The following is an 18875-nucleotide window of genomic DNA, read 5'->3' as shown; positions in this document are numbered from 1 at the left end:
TCGTTCCCTCCACGGCATGGAAAGGCGTTTGGTGACCGCGCTTTCGCCCGGCATGGCAGCGGCGTTGCCCGAGATGTTGACGCTGTTACTCATCGAGGACGACGCGGGCGACGCCTTCCTGGTCGAGGAGCTGTTGAAGGAGGCCGATCCCTCTCCCCGGATCATCTGGGCCCGCACGCTCGGGGAGGCGGTCGAGCGGATCGGCGACGACGTCAGGTGCGTGCTGGTCGACCTGTCCCTGCCCGACGCCACCGGGCTGGAGGCGCTGCGGCGGGTCCTCGCGGCCGCGCCCGACGCGGCCGTGATCGTGCTGACCGGGCTCGACGACGCCCACGTCGGCCTCGCCGCGGTGACCGCCGGGGCGCAGGACTACCTCGTCAAGCAGAACGTCGACGCCCGGCTGCTGACCCGGGCCATCCGGTACGCCATCGAGCGCAGGCGGGCCGACCTCGCCCAGCGCGGCCTGGTCGAGGCCGAGCTGCTCGCGCGGGAGAACGACCGGCTGGAGCGCGGCCTGCTGCCGGTGCCCGTGCTGACCACCGACGAGCTCGTCCACGAGGCCCGCTACCTGCCCGGACGCGAGCGCACGCTGCTCGCGGGCGACTTCTACGACACCGTGCAGGCCCAGGACGGCTCGGTCCACGTGGTGGTCGGCGACGTGTGCGGCCACGGGCCGGACGAGGCCGCGCTGGGCGTCGCGCTGCGCATCGCGTGGCGCACGCTGGTGCTCGCCGGTCACGCGGGGAACGAGCTGCTCCGCACGCTCGACGACGTGCTGCGGCTCGAACGGAAGCTCCCCGAGATCTTCACCACGCTCTGCCTCGCCACCGTCGCGCCCGACCTGCGCCGGGCCCGCCTGCACGTGGCGGGCCATCCGCCGCCGCTCCTGCTGCGCGGCGGGGAGATCGAGGTCGTCCCCGGCACGCCGTCCGGGCCGCCCCTCGGCATCTTCCCCGAGCAGGAATGGACGGCGATCGACGTCGACCTCGGCGACGCGTGGTCCATGCTGCTCTACACCGACGGCCTGATCGAGGCGACGGTGGGCGGTGGCCCCGACCTGCTCGGCACGGAGGGGCTGATCCGCATCATCGACGAGCACGGCGGCATCGACCTCGACCGCATCGTCGGGCGGGTCATCGAGCTGAACCAGGACACGCTCAGCGACGACCTCGCCGCGGTGCTGCTCACCAGGAGAGCCTCGGGATGAACCTCCCCGAGCTGCAGCCGCTGCCGCCTCCCCGGCCGCCCCGGGGGGTCGGGCGGTTCACCCTCGGCCAGTGGTTCCTGCTCGCGAGCGCCGCGATCGCGGTCATCATGCTGGTCGGCGTGTCGCTCACCGTGACGGCGCTCGGCGACTCGCGCGAGGCGCGCAGGACCGTGGTCGACGTCATCGACCCGGCCGCCCTGCGCACGCTCGAACTCTCGACCGCCCTGTCCTCGCAGGAGACCTCCGTACGCGCGTACGGGCTGTCGGGGGACCCGCAGTTCCTCGACGACTACCGGGCCGCCGTACGGGCCGAGCGGGAGGCGGCCGACCGCATCTCGCGGCTGCTGGACGCCATGCCGGAGAGCGGCGAGCTGCGGGCCGAGCTGGGCCGGTTGTCGGAGGCGAGCGCGCGCTGGCGGCGCGAGTACTCCGACGTCGTCGTGGCCGACGTGCCGAAGGCCGGGGCGAGGGCGCTGACCCGCGAGCTGCTGGCGGTCAACACCGAGGGGATGACCGAGGTGCGCGCCGCGCTGGAGGCGCAGCAACGCCACCTGCGGGAGCTGCACGACACCGGCAGCGCGCGGGTCGAGGCCGAGTCGGACCGGTTCTACTTCCTGTTCGCGACCCTGTTGGGCGTCCTGACGCTGGCACTGGTCGCCCTGGCCCTGCTCCTGCGCGCCGTCGTCCTCGGCCCCGTACGGCGGCTGGCCGACCAGGTGCGCGAGGTCGCCGCGGGCGACTTCGACCACCGGCTGTCGGTGGAGCGCCCCGCGGAGCTGGCGGAGCTGTCCGACCGGGTGGACGCGATGCGCCGCCGCATGCTGGACGAGTGGCACCGCTCGGACGCGGCCCACACCAAGCTGGCGGAGCAGGCCGAGACGCTGCGCCGTTCCAACGCCGAGCTGGAGCAGTTCGCCTACGTCGCCAGCCACGACCTGCAGGAGCCGCTGCGCAAGGTGGCGAGCTTCACCCAGATGCTGGAGCAGCGCTACGGCGACCGGCTCGACGACCGGGCCAGACAGTACATCGGCTTCGCCGTGGACGGGGCCAAGCGGATGCAGCTCCTCATCAACGACCTGCTCGACTTCTCCCGCGTCGGCCGGGTCGGCGAGACCGCGATGGTGGACCTGAACGACGTGCTCCGCGCGGCCGAGGAGAACCTGTCGTCCCGCGTCGAGGAGACCGGGGCCGAGATCGTCTCCGACGAGCTGCCCCGGATCAGCGGGAACCGGGTTCAGCTCGCCCAGCTCCTGCAGAACCTGATCGGCAACGCGGTGAAGTTCCGGTCCGAGGAGCCGCCGCGGATCCGCCTCCGGGTGCGCCGCGAGGGGGCGATGTGGGAGTTCTCCTGCTCCGACAACGGGATCGGCATCGAGGACAAGTACAGCGACCGGATCTTCCTCATCTTCCAGCGGCTGCACCCGAGGGACGTGTACTCGGGCACCGGCATCGGTCTGGCGCTCTGCAAGAAGATCGTCGAATATCACGGCGGCAGGATCTGGGTGGACTCCCGGGAGGGGGCGCCGGGCACCACCTTCCGCTGGACGCTGCCCGCGCTCCCGGACCCGGACCCGGAAGACGCGCCGCCGCCCTCCCGAGAGGAAAATGATGAATGACATGCGGCCCATCGAGGTCCTGCTGGTCGAGGACGACGCGGGCGACGTCCTGCTGACCCGGGAGGCGTTCGAGCTCAACAAGGTCAAGAACAGGCTGCACGTGGTCAACGACGGCGAGCAGGCCATGGCCTTCCTCCGTCGCGAGGGCGAGTACGCGGACGCCCCGCGCCCCGACATGATCCTCCTCGACCTCAACCTGCCGCGTAAGGACGGCCGGGAGGTGCTGGCCGAGGTCAAGGCCGACCCCGGCCTGCGCAGCATCCCCGTGGTGGTGCTCACCACGTCCGAGGCCGAGGAGGACATCGTGCGCAGCTATCACCTGCACGCCAACGCGTACGTGTCCAAGCCGGTGGACTTCGACCAGTTCATCCGGGTGGTCCGGCAGATCGACGACTTCTTCGTCACCGTGGTGAAGCTGCCGTCCACCTCGAACCGGTTCTGACGCCCGCTCACTCCCGCGCGCCGATGACGTCGGCCGGCCTGGCGCGCAGCACCACCCGGGCGGGCACGACGGTGGCGGCCAGGGCGAGCGCGGCCACGGCGGCGACGACCGCCAGCCCCGCCACCGGCGGCACGTACGGCGTGGCCGACCCGGTCATCCCCGCGCTGAACGCGGAGAGCGTCACCAGGGCGACGCCCGCGCCGAGCGCCACCGCGACCAGCAGCGCCACGGAGGTCTCCCAGCGGAGCATGCGCATGATCTGGCGCCGGGTGGTGCCGACGAGGCGGAGCAGCGCGAGCTCGCGCGCCCGGTCGGAGGTCGCCATCGCGAGCGTGTTGACCACCGCGATGGCGGTGAAGGCGATGATCAGCCCCATCGCCACGTAGTTGACCTCGGCGTTGGCGGGCGCGGCGGTCGCCTCGACGCCGTCGAGCACACGCACGCCGGGATGGTCGCGCAGCGCGGCGGCCAGGGCGGCCCGGCCCACCGAGGGGGCGGCCACGAGCACGGTCCGGGCCAGCGGGTCGTCCACGTGCGCGGCGACGAGGTCGTGCGGCAGCGTGAGGTCGGCGAACCCCAGGCCGCGGGTGTAGACGGCGGCGACCGTGAGCGTCGCGGGGGCGCCGTCGCCGAGGGTGAGCGCCACGCGGTCGCCGACGGACACGCCCAGGCCGTCCGCCGCGTTCGCGCTGAGCGCGAGCGTCGCCGCGCCCATGCGGTCCAGCGAGCCCTCCCGTACGCCGAGGTCCATGGTGGAGGCGAGACCGGCGGGGGTCACGCCCTGCGCGCCGTACTTCGTGAGGCCGACCCGGACCGAGGTGCGCAGGACCTCGGTCACCGCCACCACGCCGGGGAGCCGCCGTACGGCGTCGGCCGCCGCCTCGGGGACGCGCGGCCCGAGGACGTGGTCGGCGCGGGTCCCGGCGCGGGCCTGCTCCTGGGCCGCGTGTCCCATGGTCGTCTGGACGAACAGGATCGTGCAGGTCATCGCCACCATCAGGCTGAGCGGGGTGACGACGGCGGCGAGCCGCGCGGTGCCCGCCCGCAGGTTGGCCGCGGCGAGGTGGCCGCCCACCCGGAAGGCGCGCATCGGCACCCCGAGCACGGCGACGGCGAACCGCGCGATGACGGGGCCGAGCAGCGCGATCGCGATCGTCCACACCAGCGCCGTCAGCATGGTCACCGGACTGGACGCGGCCTCGTTCGACAGCGTGGACAACACCAGCGTGAGCGTGACCGCCCCGCCGAGGCAGAGCAGCCCGGCGACCAGCCGGCCCCAGGGCAGCCGGTCCCGGCGCAGCGCGGCCTCGCCCAGCGCCTCGACCGGCCGGATCCGGGCGGCGCGGCGCGCGGAGACGCGGGCCGCGGCCCACGCCGCCAGCACGGTCGCCCCGAGCGCGGCGGCGACGGGGAACGGGCCCAGCACCGGGTCGAGGTTCGGCGGCATCGCGCCGAGGGCCACGAACCTCGACCGCAGCCAGAACGCCAGACCGATCCCGAGCGCGGAGCCGGGCACACCCGCGACCAGGCCGACGAGCAGCGCCTCGCCGCCGAGCATCCTCTGGACCTGCCGGGGTGTCGCCGCGACCGCGCGGAGCAGCGCGATCTCCCGCTGGCGCTGCTGGATCGACAGCGCGAACGTGCCCACGACCACGAGGATCGCGACCAGCAGCGAGGTGCCGCCGAGGGCGCCGCCCAGGCTGATCAGCTTGACCCTGGACTTCTCGGCGTCAAGGAACTCGACGGCGCCGCGCTCGTCCCCGGTGTAGGCGAGGGCGCCGGTGCCCTCGATCGCCGCCCGCACGCCCTTCAGGACCGCGGCGGGATCCCCGTCGGGGAAGACGCCGATCGCGCTGACCGCGTCGTCCGCGCGCCCGCCGAGCAGCCCGGCCAGCCTGCGGGCCTCGGCGGCGCCGAAGAACAGGGTGGCCTGGGTGTCCAGTGCCTGCGCCGTCACGCCGACCACGTCGTACGCGCCCGCGGCCTCGACGGCGAGCCGATCGCCGACGGACAACCCGGACGCGGCGTCCGCGACGACCTCTCCCGCGGCCTCCGGCGCCCGTCCCTCCCGCAGGGTGAACGGGGTCAGCCCGGCGGACTCCCAGCCGTGGCCGACATAGCGGGCGTCACCGGCGTGGACGGGGAACGTCACCTCGGCGACCACCGAGCGCACGCCCGGCACGCCGGCCAGCCTCCCGGCCAGGGAGGCGGGCACCCAGGCCCGCTCGGACAGCGGCTTGGCCTTGACCTTCGTCTTGACCTCGCCGTCCCCCTTGTCCTTGGTGATCGTCTCACGCACGTTCTGGTCCCCCGCGACGAGCACGGGGGCCCCGGCGTACCGCTCGGGCCGGACCTGGCCGCGCAGCCCGGTCTCCAGCAGGACGCCGCAGGCGCAGACGAGCGCGGCGGCGCACAGCAGCGCGAAGAACGCGCCGGCGAAACCGGCCTTGCGGTTCCGCGTCGTCAGCAGGGCGAGCCCGATCATCACACCCACGCTCCCAGCCGCGTCATGCGGTCGGCGACCCTGTCGGCCGTCGGGTCGCTCATCGTGTCCACGATGCGGCCGTCGGCGAGGAACAGCACCGTGTCGGCGTACGACGCGGCCACGGGGTCGTGGGTCACCATCACCACCGTCTGGCCGAGGCCGTCCACCACGTCGCGCAGCAGGGTGAGCACGTCGCGAGCGGTCATCGTGTCGAGCGCCCCGGTCGGCTCGTCGCCGAACACCACCTCGGGCCGGGTGACCAGGGCCCGCGCGATCGCCACCCGCTGCTGCTGGCCGCCCGAGAGCTGCGCGGGCCGGTGGCCGGTGCGGCCGTCGAGCCTGACCCGCCGTACGACCTCCTCCAGCCAGGCCCGGTCCACGGGGGCGCCGGCCAGCCGCAGCGGCAGCGTGATGTTCTGCGTCACCGTCAGCGAGGACACCAGGTTGAACGCCTGGAAGACGAAGCCGATCCGCTCCCGGCGCAGCTCGGTCAGCCGGGTCTCGTCCATGCCCGCCAGGTCGACGCCGCCCAGCCGGACCGAACCCGAGGTCGGCCGGTCCAGCCCGGCGGCGCAGTGGAGGAAGGTGCTCTTGCCCGATCCGGACGGCCCCATCACGGCGGTGAAGCCGCCGCGCGGGATGCCGATCGACACCTCGCGCAGGGCGGCCACCGCGCCCTGCCCCTTGCCGTACACCTTGCTCACGGCGTCGAGCCGTACCGCGTCGTTCATGGTGTTCAGCCTGCTGAACCGGGGGGACACGGACCAGAGAGCCCGTCACCCGTCACCCATGACCTCGTCATGAGCCGGACACTGATAGACATATTGCCGTGATCAAGGTTCTGCTGGCCGAGGATCAGCACGTGGTGCGTGGGGCGCTCGTCGCACTGCTGGAGCTGGAGCACGACCTGACCGTGGTCGACTCCGTCGGCTCGGGCGACGCCGTGCTGCCCGCCGCGCTCCGGCACCGGCCGGACGTCGCCGTGCTCGACATCGACATGCCCGGCCTGGACGGGCTCGCCGCCGCGGCCGAGCTGCGCGCGAAGCTCCCCGAGTGCCGGACGCTGATGCTCACCGGCCACGGCAGGCCGGGCCACCTGCGCCGGGCGCTGACCGCCCAGGTGAACGGTTTCCTGCTGAAGACCGCGCCGCCGGACGACCTGGTCGCGGCCATCCGCTCGGTCGCCGCCGGAAGCCGCGTCCTCGACCCGTCGCTGGCCGTCACCGCCTGGGACCTCGCCGACAACCCGCTCACCCCGCGCGAGATCGACGTGCTACGGCTGGCCGCCGGCGGCGCCGAGGCGACCGAGATCGCCGCGGAGCTGTTCCTCACCGCCGGGACCGTCCGCAACTACCTGACCGCGATCGTGGCCAAGCTCGGCGCCCGCAACCGTACGGACGCGGCCCGCGTCGCCCGTGAGGCCGGCTGGATCTAGGACGGCGTCCACGTCGACGACGGCGCGCACCCGGAACCAGCCGTCGCCGTCCGCCCGCGCGGTCAGCTCGCCGCCGAGGGCGGCCAGCCGCGTCGTGAGGTTGCCGATGCCCGAGCCCGGCCGGGTCCGCCCGGCGCCCGGACCCACCCCGTCGTTCGCCACGCCGAGCCGTACGACGCCCCTGGACGCCTCGGACTCGATGTGGCAGCGCCGCGCGGAGCTGTGCCTGAGCACGTTGGTCACGGCCTCCCGCAGGACGGTCGCGAGCGCGGTCTCGACCGGGCCGGGCAGCGGTCCGTGGCCGAGCGAGAGCCGGACCTCCATCCCCGCGGCGGCCAGCACGGAACGCGCCGACTCCGCCTCCTCGTCCAGGGACATCTCCCGATGGCCGCCGGACGCGGCCCGCAGATCGGCCTTCGCCCGCCCGGCCATCGCCACGACGTCGGCGATCTCCGCGCGCGCCCGGTCGGGGGCGGATCCCGCGAGGCGGCGGGCCAGCTCGCACTTGAGCAGGATCGCCGCCAGGTTGTGCCCGAGCAGGTCGTGCAGGTCGCGGGCGGCGCGCAGCCGCTCCTGGACGACCGCGGCGCGAGCGGGCTCCTCCCGCGAGTCCTGCAACTCCTTGACCAGCAGGGCCAGCCCGACCAGACCGTGGATCACCAGTCCGGTGACCAATGTGCTGACGGTGTAGTTGACGACCGCCCCCGCCGGGAGTCCCAGCGCCGCCGCGATCACCGCCACGCTCGCCATGACGGCCCCCACGAGCGGCAGCGACACCGCCCGGGGGAACGCGAGCAGCAGCGGGCCCGCGAGGAAACCGGCCACGCCCAGCCAGGCCCGGTCGAACACGAACAGCGGCAGGTAGGTGAGCAGGGCCATGGCCGCCAGCGCGTACGGATGACGCCCGCGCACCGACCGGAGCTGGAGGAACGCGATCACGGCCAGGCACGCCGCGGCCGGGAGCACCCGGTCCCCCGGGACGAGGAGCAGCCCCTTGACGCAGAACACGGCGAGCACCGCGGCGAGCAGGGCGATCGACAGGCCGTACGCGGTGTCCGGCGGCGGTGGGGCGGGCGGCGTGGCCGGGACGGCCGCCTCCACAGTGAACCGGCCGTCGGGGTCGAGCCCGGCGCGCAGGTCTCCCGACGCGGCCGCCATGCGCTCGACGACGTCGTCCAGCCCCTCGACGCCCGCGCCGGCCGTGCGCACGCCGTCATTGGTCACGCGCAGCCGCACCATGCCGTCCCGGTGGACGGTCTCGATCAGGCAGTGCCGCGCGGTGCCGTGCCGTACGACGTCGGTGACGGCGTCGCGGAGCACGGTCGCGAGCAGCGTGCCGGCCGAGCCGAGCGGCTCGGTGTGGCCGATCCGCACCTCCGTCTCGACGCCCGCGGCCGACAGCAGCGCCCGCGCGGTCGCCACCTCCGGAGCGAGCGACAACGCCCGGTAGTCCGCCGCGGCCGAGCGGGCGTCCGCCAGGCAGCGCCGGGCCGTGGCGGCCACGTCCCCGATGATCCGCGCCACGGCCTCTGGGGAGTTCTCCGCGGGCTCGATCGCCCGGCGCGCGCCGCGTTCGACCGCGTCGAGGCCCCTCCCGATCCCCTCGTTCAGCTCCGTGGCGATCCGGAGCCGCTCCTCGGCGACGGCCGCCATCGCGAGCCCGAGCCGGGCGGCGGCGACGTCGTCCACCCGCTCGGCCATCCGGGTCAGGCCGTAGATCACGAGGGCGGCGAGCAGCACGGTGATGGTGGAGTCGATCACCGCGAGCGCGTCCGCCGAGCGCGCGGCCTGCACGAGGGCCGCCCCGGCCACGACGAGGACCGCCGCGGGCCACGCGGAGACCAGCAGCAGCGAGCCCGCCAGGAAACCGAGTACGCCGACGGACATGCCGCAGCCGAGCACCGCCGCCACCGCGAGGACGCCCTGCGCGGCGAGCGGCGCCGGGCCGCGCAGCCGCCGCAACCTCGGAACGACGTGGGCGAGCTGGAGCACGAGGATCGCGACCGGCAGAAGCGCCGCCGCCACGCCGCCCGCGGCCAGGACGTACACGGAGGCGAAACCCGCGAAAACCACGGCGACGGTCAGCCGCGCGAGTCGCGGCCCACCCCGCTCGACACCGGCGGCGAACCGGTTCTCCCCGCTCACTGCGGCCTCGACCTCCCCTTCGGTCACGGGCAAGTCTTCCAGAGCGCACGACAAAACCGGACACGAGGGGGAATAGCGCCGGAGCACCCGAGGGACGTGACGACAATCACACTCTCTTGCCGAAATAGGGGGTGATCCTTCTCACATTTTGCCCTGTCAGCGTCGTAACGTATGCCCCACCAACAGGCGTCGGCGTTGTTACACGGCGTTGATACACCACGTGGCGCATCGGCCGGCGCGACACGAATGAACGCGGTCCCCCTCGGCGTACAGGAAAGGGCACCGCGGAAGGTGGAGAGGTCTCCGATGACCCAGACAACGGCCGAAAACCCGGCCAGAAAGCAACGCGCCCAGATCAAGGTACGCACTCTGCGCACCGACCGATGGTGGCTGGCGCCGGCGCTGACATTCACCGGACTGATGGCATTCCTTGTTTACGGCTTCTGGGCGATCTTCGACCAGAGCTATCTGGCGGGGCAGTACATCGCGCCCTTCGCCTCCCCCTGCCTGGCGACCTCGTGCCCCGAAGGGGCGCGGCTGTTCGGCCTGGCGCCCTTCGGGGACTGGTACACCCTGCCTCCCGGGCTGCTGATCCTGGGACTGCCCGGAGGCTTCCGGCTCACCTGCTACTACTACCGCAAGTCCTACTACCGCTCGTTCTGGCTGTCGCCTCCCGCGTGCTCGGTGGCCGAGCCGCACGGCAAGTACACCGGTGAGACACGTCTGCCGCTGATCATCCAGAACATCCACCGCTACTTCTTCTACTTCGCGGCCATCATCGGCCTGATCCTCACTTATGACGCGGTTCTCGCGTTCCGGGATAAAGACGGCAACTGGGGACATGTGGGTCTCGGCACGATCATTCTCGTGGTCAACGCGATCCTGATTCTCGCCTACACCTTCGGCTGCCATTCCTGCCGGCACATCACGGCGGGCCGCCTGAACCACTTCTCGAAGCACCCGATCAGGTACAAGGCGTGGACGTTCGTGTCGAAACTCAACGCCAAGCACCAGCAATTCGCCTGGGCGTCGATGTTCTCGGTCATGATCGCCGACCTCTACGTCCGGCTGGTCGCCAAGGGCATCATCAACTTCCCGTTCGCATAACGAGGGATCACAGTGGAAATCGAGCGTCACGAATACGACGTCGTCGTCATCGGCGCGGGAGGCGCCGGTCTCCGCGCGGCGATCGAGGCGCGGCAGCAGGGCAAGCGCACGGCGATCGTCTGCAAGTCGCTCTTCGGCAAGGCGCACACCGTCATGGCCGAGGGCGGCGCGGCGGCCGCGATGGGGAACGTCAACCCCGACGACAACTGGATGGTGCACTTCCGCGACACCATGCGCGGGGGCAAGTTCCTGAACAACTGGCGGATGGCCGAGCTGCACGCCAAGGAGGCCCCGGACCGCGTCTGGGAGCTGGAGGCGTGGGGCGCGCTGTTCGACCGCACCAAGGACGGCAAGATCAGCCAGCGGAACTTCGGCGGCCACGAGTACCCCCGTCTCGCGCACGTCGGCGACCGCACCGGCCTCGAGCTCATCCGCACCCTGCAGCAGCGCGTCGTCGCGCTCCAGCAGGAGGACGAGAAGCTGCACGGCGACCCCGAGGCGTACATCAAGGTCTTCGCCGAGTGCACGGTCACCCGGCTGCTCAAGGAAGGCGGCGCCATCGCGGGCGCCTTCGGCTACTGGCGGGAGACCGGGAAGTTCGTCCTCTTCGACGCCCCGGCCGTGGTGCTGGCCACCGGCGGCATCGGCAAGTCCTACGTCGTCACGTCCAACTCCTGGGAGTACACGGGCGACGGCCACGCGCTGGCGCTCCTCGCGGGCGCCGAGTTGATCAACATGGAGTTCATCCAGTTCCACCCGACCGGCATGGTTTGGCCGCCGTCGGTGCGCGGCATCCTCGTCACCGAGTCCGTACGCGGAGACGGCGGCGTGCTGCGCAACTCCGAGGGCCGGCGCTTCATGTTCGACTACGTGCCGGACGTGTTCAAGGACAAGTACGCCACGACGGAGGAGGAGGCCGACCGCTGGTACACCGACCAGGCGAACAACCGCCGCCCTCCGGAGCTGCTGCCGCGTGACGAGGTGGCCAGGGCCATCAACGCCGAGGTGAAGGCGGGCCGCGGCTCGCCCCAGGGCGGCGTCTTCCTCGACGTCTCGACGCGGCTGCCCGCCGCCGAGATCGTCAAGCGGCTGCCGTCGATGCACCACCAGTTCAAGGAGCTGGCGGACGTCGACATCACCAGGGAGCCCATGCAGGTCGGCCCGACGTGCCACTACATCATGGGCGGCGTGGAGGTGGACGCCGACACCGGCGCCGCGTCCGTGCCCGGCCTGTTCGCGGCCGGCGAGGTGTCCGGCGGCATGCACGGCTCCAACCGCCTGGGCGGCAACTCGCTGTCCGACCTGCTGGTCTTCGGCCGCCGGGCCGGCGCCGGCGCCGCCGCGTACGTGAACGGCCTGGCGAAGCGGCCCGCGGCGTCCGAGGAGTCGATCCGGGACGCCCGGGACGAGGCGCTCGCGCCGCTCGAGCGGTCGGGCGGCGAGAACCCGTACGAGGTCCACCACGAGCTGCAGCGAACGATGAACGAGCTCGTCGGCATCATCCGCAAGGCCGAGGAGGTCTCCGAGGCGCTGGAGGCCGTCGAGAAGCTCAAGGAGCGGTCGAAGAACACCGCGTCCCCGGGCGGCCGGATCTACAACCCCGGCTGGCATCTGGCCCTCGACCTGCGCAACATGCTGCTCGTCAGCGAGTGCGTCGCGCGGGCGGCGCTCCTGCGCGAGGAGAGCCGGGGCGGGCACACCAGGGACGACTACCCGAAGATGTCGCCCGAGTGGCGGCGCAGGCTCCTGGTCTGCTCCGCGACCCCGGACGGCGCGACGGTGAGCGTCGAGGAGAAGATCCAGCCGTCGATGCGCGCCGACCTGCTGGTCCTGTTCGACCGGCCGGAGCTCAGCAAGTACCTCACCGAGGACGAGCTGGCGGAGTACGACGCCGTCGACGGTGCGGTCAAGGAGGCGTGATGGGATACAAGGCCAAGTTCCGCGTCTGGCGCGGGGAGGGCGGCGAGGGCCGCCTGGAGGACTTCACCGTCGAGGTGAACGAGGGCGAGGTCGTCCTCGACGTCATCCACCGGTTGCAGGCGACGCAGGCTCCCGATCTCGCGGTCCGCTGGAACTGCAAGGCGGGCAAGTGCGGCTCCTGCTCGATGGAGATCAACGGCAAGCCGCGGCTCGGTTGCATGACCCGGATGTCCACCTTCGAGGAGACCGAGACCATCACGGTCACCCCGATGCGGACCTTCCCCGTCATCAAGGACCTGGTGACCGACGTCTCGTTCAACTACCAGAAGGCGCGCGAGATCCCGTCATTCACGCCGCCGAAGGACGTCAAGCCGGGCGAGTACCGGATGCAGCAGATCGATGTCGAGCGGTCCCAGGAGTTCCGCAAGTGCATCGAGTGCTTCATGTGCAACAACGTCTGCCACGTCATCCGCGACCATGACGAGAACAAGCCGGCCTTCGCGGGCCCGCGCTTCCTCATGCGGATCGCCGAGCTGGACATGCACCCGTACGACGTGGCCGACCGCAAGGACTCCGCGCAGAACGAGCACGGCCTCGGCTACTGCAACATCACCAAGTGCTGCACCGAGGTCTGCCCCGAGCACATCAAGATCACCGACAACGCGCTGATCCCGATGAAGGAGCGCGTGGTCGACCGGAAGTACGACCCCCTGGTCTGGCTGGGCAACAAGATCTTCAAGCGTTCCGGCGGCTGAGCCGGGGCCTCCGGCACAGGCTCCGCCACGGCGGGGCCTGCGCCGGGCACGGTCGCGGCCTCCGGGGCCGATCACCGTAGACGGCCGTCCGTGCGTCCAGCGCGGGCGGCCGTTCCCTTTCGCCCCCGCCGTTTCCCGGCCGAAGCGGCCGCGGCTCCTCCCCCGCCTCTGGAGGGGACGGTCAGCCGGGCTGTCCGGGGCCCTGCGTGGGGTACGGCGCGGTCGCGTCGACGCCGGTCGTGCCGGGAGCCGCGTTCCCCGGGGCCTGCGGGGTCTGCGGGCGGGCCGCCGGGTCCGGCTCGTTGACCGCGTAGCTCCAGGCGTCCGGCTGCTGGGCCTGCGGCGCGACGCCGTACCCCGGCGCCATGCCGTACCCCTGCGGCATCCCGTACGCCTGCTGGGCCGGGTACCCGTGGTGCGGCGGGTAGCCCTGCTGGGGCGCCATCGGATAGCCCTGCGGGTACCCGTACGGCTGCTCCCCCGCGTACGGGTAGCCGTACGCCGGCGGGTACGCCACCGGGACGGGCACGAAGCCGACCATCGGCGCGTACGCCGGCCCCGCCGCGGCCACGGCGGGCGTCGCGGCCGCCGGGCCGCCCTTGCGCACGGCCGCCGCGTGCGCCATCCGCCGCAGCCTGCCCTCGAAGACGAGCCAGCCGAACAGGGCGATCAGCACGAGCAGCGCGGCCGGGACGGCCAGCTTGTGGCTCAGCGTGACCTGGTCGAACTCCGGGGTGGCGTTGCGCAGCTCGTACGCGGCGTCGTCCGGGGTCGGGTCGCCGAACTCGGTCGGCGCCGTGACCGCGTCGGTCGGGCTGTCGGACGCCTCCGGCAGCGAGACGTCCGGCTCCTCTTCCTTCGACGGCTCCGGATCGGGCGTCGTGTCGACGACGTCGGGGATCGGCGCGGCGGTCGTGGTCTCGATCGGGTTCGGCTCGGGCGAGGGGGTGGGCGAGTGACTGGGGCTGGGGCTCGTGCTCGGCGTCGGCGTGACGGTGACCGTCTCCGTCACCACCGGGCTGCCGGTCTGGCTCGGGGCGGGGGCGCCGGGCGTCTCGGTGATCGTCACCGTGACCTCGGGCGGACAGGTCTGGCCGACGTCACACGGCTCGACCTTGTCGTCCGCCGCGGCGGCGATGACGGGAACGGCGACCAGCACCGAAATCGTGACGATCAGGGCGGAGAAGGCGGCCCTCAGTCGTGCGTTCCCGCTCACTGCCGCCTCCGTCGCCATCCCGCTTTAACTAAAGCGGAATTCTACTTAGGCAAAAGGAACAGTAAAGACATCTCATGAAGAACCATTGAGCATTCTTCGGACCGCGCCCACGATCGGCAGGTCGCCGGGAAGCCACGGGACCTCGTAGAGCTCCTCCGGCCCGAGCCACCGCAGGGCCAGGTGCTCCAGGGGCTCGGGCGTGCCCGACACGATGGTGGCGAGCCATACCCGCAGCACGGAGCCGCTGGACAGGGGCCATTCGCCGCCGACCCTGCGCCCGATCGCGACCTTCACGCCGAGCTCCTCGGCGCATTCGCGGACCAGGGCGTCGTGGTCGCTCTCACCGGGGTCGACCTTGCCGCCGGGGAACTCCCATCCGCCCTTCAGCTCGGGCGGGTCGGCCCGCTGGGCGGCAAGGAGCCGGCCGTTCTCGATGATCGCTGCCCCCACGACGATGGTGTCCATGGTCCTTACGTTAGAGCGGCGCTTTTCAATTGCTCCAGCACATCCGCGTTCTGGAGCGGACGGGTGAAGCCCACCAGACTCCCCCGATCGGCATATGTCGTGACTTTGATGGGGCCGCATCTGGTGCAACGGGCTTCGATCATCTTCCCCGGTGAGACGATCATGCCGACGTGCCCCGGCCGGTCCGGCCCGGTGCCCGGCCCCGCGTTGAAGAACACCAGGTCGCCCGGCTGCTCGCTGCCCGGCTCGACGCGTACGCCGAAGGGCCACTGGCCGAAGGTCGTGCGCGGGATCGTCAGGCCCGCGTTGCGGTAGGCCATGTAGATGATGCCGGAGCAGTCGAAGGCGTCCGGCCCCGTCCCACCCCACCGGTACGGCTTGCCGCGCTGTGCCAGCGCGTACTCGAGGATCTTCTGCACGACGCCGTTCGGCGCGTCCGCGGTGTCGCAGGCGGGGTCGGGGGTGTCGATGCCGCCGGTGGCCGCGTACCGCTGGGCGATGGCGAGGACCTGATCCACGTACCAGTCCGCCCGGTTGTAGACGAAGATGGCCCGCCTGAGGTCGTCGGGCGCGCCGTTGCGCTTGAGCATCTTGGCCGCGGCGAGGATGGCGTCCGCCGGGTTGTAGACGTCGCCGTACCCGTCGCCGTCGCCGTCCGAGGCGTACCCGTTGAACTCGTCGCCCATCTTGATCCTGGGCTTGCCGCCCCAGGTGCTGATCAGGAACTGCATCGGGCCGGCCGCGCCCGCGTAGTTGGTGCCGTCCTTCACGCCGGGGAGCTTGGACCTGCCGTGGTCGGTCTCCCGCTTGCCCACCGCGGCCAGCACGTTCCACTGGACGCCGATCTGGGCGCCGAACTTCTTGTACAGCTCCAGATAGTCGGTGGGGATGTCCTCGCGCGCCGTCTCGGACAGGCCGGTCTCCGTGGCGGCCTCCGCGCAGTCCGCGCCGCCGAGGCCGCCGCCCATCAGGATGGACGGCGTGGGCGTCATCAGCATGATCGCCCCGAACAGCGTGAACGGGACGAGCACCGCGAGGGCGATGGCCAGCCCGCGCCAGGAGAACCTCCCCGCCAGGGCCCTGGGCGGCATCACGGCGACGTGTCCCCGTCCTGGCCGGCGTCCGCGGGCTGCAGGTCGTACACCCTCCAGTCGGAGCCGACCTTGACGACCGTCACCGCGAACTCGTCACGCTGCTCCTTCTCGCCGCTCTTCGCGGTGACGTGCCGCACCGAGCCGACCACCAGCGTGACCATGTTGGCCGTCATGTCGCGGATGGAGCGCACGGTCGCGGTGCCGCGCGACACGACCGCGTCCGACCGGTTGTGGTTCACCAGCGCGGGCGAGGTCGTCGTCCGGGTCAGGTCCGCGCCGAACTCGGCCGTGGCGAACCCGGCGAGCCGCTTCGCGAACAGCGCCGGGTCCTCGTCGTGCCGGAAGGTCCCGTACGACTCGGTGAACCGGCGGGCGAGGTCGGCCGCCGCCCCCAGCTCGGCCTTCGACAGCGGGAGGTAGGAGTAGATGTCGAAGGCCGCGGGCGTGGTGGCGACCTGGCTGGGGATCACGGTCGGGACCGCTCCGGGCGCCCGCGTCCCGGTCGGTTCCGCCGCGCTCGGCCGCTGCCGGGACGCGTCGTCGTCGCCCGACGACCCGGCCGACGTGAGATAGACGCCGACGACGGCCAGGACGACCACGACACCGGCGAAGGCCAGCCCCCGCCGGCCGTCCCTTCCCTTCATGGTCATTCCTTGTCGGAGCCGGAGGGCTGCGCCCAGAAGGGGCCGGGCGCGTCACCGGGGTCGCGCCGGGTGTCGCCGCGGCTGGACAGCCACAGCGGGGGCGCGTCGGAGGTGCGCGAGCCGCCGGACCCGCCGGAGCCGCCGCCGAAGATGCCGCCTCCCGACGACCGGCCGCCGGAGCCGGACCGCGAGCCGTTCGTACGGCTCGACCCGCCGGAACGGTTCGACCCGCCGGAGCCGCCGCGCGAGGACGAGCCGCCCGACGATCCCGACCACACCGACCTGCGGCCGCCACCGCCGCCCGAGCCCCCCGAGCCGCCGGAGCCGCTACGGGAGGGGCGTGAGGCCCAACCGCCGGACCGGCCGCTGAACCAGCCGCCGCCACCACCGGACCCGCCCGAGCCCGACGATCCGGAGCCCGCGGAGAAGGCCGCCCCCGCGCCCGAGGACGCGCGTGTGGGCGTGGCCGGCCGTACGCCGGACAGGTTGAGCGGCGGGGCCGACCCCTGGCGCGGGACCGCGGTGACCTTGCGGCGTCCCGGGCCGGGCGCGTCGGTCTCCAGGGGCGCCGGCTGCGCCGCGGCCCGGACGCCGGCCGGGATCGTCCCGGCCGCGCCGTCCTCGCCGCGCACCCTGCCCTGGGCCACGGAGGAGGCCGCCACTGCGGCCGCCGTACCGGCGCCGCTCGCCATCGCGGCCGCGCCGATGACCGGCTCGGCCTTGCGTAGGCCCCACCGCCCGACCCGGCCCGCCGCCACGGGCGGCAACGCGTTCGCGGCACGGGAGAGGGTCGGCGCGCTCGCCGCGTCCCCGAGCATCCGCGTGGTGAGGGTGTGGCCGTCCATCGACGCGAACAGGTGCTGGAACGGCCGCCGATAGAAGAACACCGCGATCGTCAGCAGCGCCATGAACAGGATCTGCATGCTCCACGGCAGGCTCGTCGAGATGATCAGCGAGTAGCCGTACACGAGCACGCCGAGCACCAGCGCCAGCACGGCCTGGCGCAGCAGCGTGCCGACCACCATCTCCACCCACCGCATCGCGATGATGCGTCCCGACCCGGGATGGACGCCGATCAGCAGGAACACCGGCCCGAGGATCAGCAGCAGCAGGAAGCCGATCTTGAGCGCCAGCAGGGAGACCGCCACCAGGAAGATGAGCAGGCCCGCGACCATGGCCGCGACGAACGCGCCGATCGCGATGCCGAGCCTGCCGGTCCAGTCCTTCCCCTGGAAGAGGAAGTACATCGACGTGTTCTGCAGCGGCTTGGCGATCTCCTCCTCGTAGCGCTTCTGGTGGGCGTCGGTGTTCGGCATCTGCTGGGCGGCCTGCTCCGCGCGGTCGATCGCCTGGAAGTCGAGCAGCTTGGCGCCGAACGTCTTCACGACCGGCGCGTTCGGGTCGGCGGTGCCGAACGCCCCCATCAGCCAGGGCTTGCAGACAAGAGTGGACCAGAGCGCGTCGGCGTTCTGGTCCACCCCCGGGGTGCCCGGCTGGGCGTACCCGCCGGCTTTGGCCTCCCCGTCGCCGCCGTCGGCGGGCAGGCAGGACGCGCCTCCCGCCCCCGGCAGCCCGGAGAACGCCGAGTTGACGACCTCGCCCGTCTTGTCGGTGACGACCTTGCCGAGCCCGGTGAAGTCCCCCGGACGGCTGAAGAACCACACCGCCACGGTCACCGCGAGGACCATCCAGATGACGCCCTCGGTGGTCGTCGTCGCCCTCTTGCGGATGAGCCCGTACCAGGCGAGCCAGATCGCGCCGAGGATGACGATCGGCCGCAGGTACGGCCAGTACATGGCGTTGGCGAGGTTGGTGACGATGTCGTCCACCACGTCCTTGATGGGCTGGATGGGCCCCTCGGAGGCCGCCGCCTGGTAGGTGCTGATCGTCAGCCGGTCGATCGCCTTGGCCCAGGAGAAGATCGCGTTCGCCCAGGAGTTGCCGAGCACCGCGGTCACGTCCGAGCAGCCCAGGTCGTACGTGTGCCAGAACTGGCCGGCCATGCCGTACCGGGCGTAGTTGGTGAGCGGCGCCTGCTCGGCGGCGGAGGCGGCGCCCGTGCCGCCGGTCGTGCCGCCGGTCGTGCTGGTGGCCTCCGCGCCCGCTTCGGCGGCGGCGCCGGTCGCCGCGCCGGTGTCGCCGCCGTCCGGCGGGGGCGGCTTGACCAGGCCGTCCACACCGCCGTCCACGATCTCGGGCGCGAGGGCGGGCGACAGGTCGCACACACCCGCCGCGCTGGCGGTGCTGGACAGTACCAAGGGCAGCGTCAGGAACGCCGCGAACACCACGAGGAGCAGGGCGAGCCTGCGCCGACGACCGGAGCGAGCGCGACCGTTCACCCGCG

14 protein-coding genes and 1 pseudogene are annotated in these 18875 nt (G+C 72.5%); 7 read left to right on the top strand and 8 right to left on the bottom strand.

The genetic code is table 11. The annotated features are described in order from the left end of the window. Positions 1-16 precede the first annotated feature (16 nt). The 3 genes from AWQ70_RS20990 to AWQ70_RS20980 are packed head-to-tail and all read left to right on the top strand — an operon-like array spanning position 17 to position 3265. The gene (locus AWQ70_RS20990) at positions 17-1207 is read left to right on the top strand and encodes a PP2C family protein-serine/threonine phosphatase (RefSeq protein ID WP_245647074.1); all 1191 of its coding nucleotides are present in this window, start codon (positions 17-19) and stop codon (positions 1205-1207) included. Further along, positions 1204-2823: a sensor histidine kinase gene (locus AWQ70_RS20985; RefSeq protein ID WP_067178724.1), complete on the top strand. Its 1620-nt coding sequence runs from the start codon at positions 1204-1206 to the stop codon at positions 2821-2823. Before AWQ70_RS20990 ends, AWQ70_RS20985 begins: the two co-directional genes overlap by 4 nt. Further along, the gene (locus AWQ70_RS20980) at positions 2816-3265 is read left to right on the top strand and encodes a response regulator (protein WP_084517525.1); all 450 of its coding nucleotides are present in this window, start codon (positions 2816-2818) and stop codon (positions 3263-3265) included. Before AWQ70_RS20985 ends, AWQ70_RS20980 begins: the two co-directional genes overlap by 8 nt. A 7-nt stretch (positions 3266-3272) precedes the next feature. Here the strand turns inward: AWQ70_RS20980 and AWQ70_RS20975 are convergent, their stop codons facing one another. Both AWQ70_RS20975 and AWQ70_RS20970 read right to left on the bottom strand, forming a co-directional pair. Beyond that, the gene (locus AWQ70_RS20975; protein WP_174552407.1) at positions 3273-5750 is read right to left on the bottom strand and encodes an ABC transporter permease; all 2478 of its coding nucleotides are present in this window, start codon (positions 5748-5750) and stop codon (positions 3273-3275) included. Further along, positions 5750-6481, bottom strand: a complete 732-nt coding sequence (locus tag AWQ70_RS20970) for an ABC transporter ATP-binding protein (RefSeq protein WP_067178904.1) — start codon at positions 6479-6481, stop codon at positions 5750-5752. Before AWQ70_RS20970 ends, AWQ70_RS20975 begins: the two co-directional genes overlap by 1 nt. Positions 6482-6579: 98 nt before the next feature. Between AWQ70_RS20970 and AWQ70_RS20965 the strand changes: the two genes are divergently transcribed. Further along, a complete protein-coding gene (locus tag AWQ70_RS20965; RefSeq protein ID WP_067178719.1) occupies positions 6580-7185 on the top strand; it encodes a response regulator transcription factor in 606 nt (201 codons plus the stop codon). Positions 7186-7572: 387 nt separating this feature from the next. On the opposite strand, the pseudogene AWQ70_RS41385 reads toward AWQ70_RS20965, so the two are convergent. Further along, a pseudogene (locus AWQ70_RS41385) lies at positions 7573-7935 on the bottom strand (histidine kinase); the annotation flags it as partial. A gap of 1701 nt (positions 7936-9636) precedes the next feature. Between AWQ70_RS41385 and sdhC the strand changes: the two are divergent. The 3 genes from sdhC to AWQ70_RS20950 are packed head-to-tail and all read left to right on the top strand — an operon-like array spanning position 9637 to position 13112. Then, positions 9637-10437, top strand: coding sequence for a succinate dehydrogenase subunit SdhC (sdhC, locus tag AWQ70_RS20960; RefSeq protein WP_067178718.1), 801 nt, complete (start codon positions 9637-9639; stop codon positions 10435-10437). Between the two features lie 12 nt (positions 10438-10449). After that, complete coding sequence (locus AWQ70_RS20955; RefSeq protein WP_067178714.1) at positions 10450-12357, top strand: fumarate reductase/succinate dehydrogenase flavoprotein subunit; 1908 nt, start codon at positions 10450-10452, stop codon at positions 12355-12357. After that, entirely contained in the window at positions 12357-13112 is a 756-nt protein-coding gene (locus tag AWQ70_RS20950; RefSeq protein WP_067178709.1) for a succinate dehydrogenase/fumarate reductase iron-sulfur subunit, read from the top strand. The genes AWQ70_RS20955 and AWQ70_RS20950 overlap by 1 nt, the downstream gene beginning before the upstream one ends. Positions 13113-13293: 181 nt before the next feature. Here the strand turns inward: AWQ70_RS20950 and AWQ70_RS20945 are convergent, their stop codons facing one another. The 5 genes from AWQ70_RS20945 to AWQ70_RS20925 form a co-directional block, all read right to left on the bottom strand. Continuing rightward, positions 13294-14328 carry a hypothetical protein gene (locus AWQ70_RS20945; protein ID WP_067178708.1) on the bottom strand — a complete coding sequence of 345 codons (1035 nt, stop codon included), beginning with the start codon at positions 14326-14328 and terminating at the stop codon, positions 13294-13296. Positions 14329-14400: 72 nt separating this feature from the next. Further along, positions 14401-14793, bottom strand: coding sequence for a (deoxy)nucleoside triphosphate pyrophosphohydrolase (locus AWQ70_RS20940; protein WP_067178707.1), 393 nt, complete (start codon positions 14791-14793; stop codon positions 14401-14403). A 5-nt stretch (positions 14794-14798) separates the two neighbouring features. Then, positions 14799-15884: a C40 family peptidase gene (locus AWQ70_RS20935; protein WP_067178706.1), complete on the bottom strand. Its 1086-nt coding sequence runs from the start codon at positions 15882-15884 to the stop codon at positions 14799-14801. Next, entirely contained in the window at positions 15884-16531 is a 648-nt protein-coding gene (locus AWQ70_RS20930) for a hypothetical protein (RefSeq protein ID WP_067178705.1), read from the bottom strand. The genes AWQ70_RS20935 and AWQ70_RS20930 overlap by 1 nt, the downstream gene beginning before the upstream one ends. Positions 16532-16533: 2 nt before the next feature. Then, entirely contained in the window at positions 16534-18870 is a 2337-nt protein-coding gene (locus tag AWQ70_RS20925) for a type IV secretion system protein (protein WP_245647073.1), read from the bottom strand. Positions 18871-18875: the final 5 nt, after the last annotated feature.

It is taken from the genome of Microtetraspora niveoalba, from assembly GCF_001570405.1.
Lineage (GTDB): Bacteria > Actinomycetota > Actinomycetes > Streptosporangiales > Streptosporangiaceae > Microtetraspora > Microtetraspora niveoalba.
Note: the sequence above shows the minus strand (reverse complement) of the source record. Positions and strands in the feature narration are given on the sequence as shown.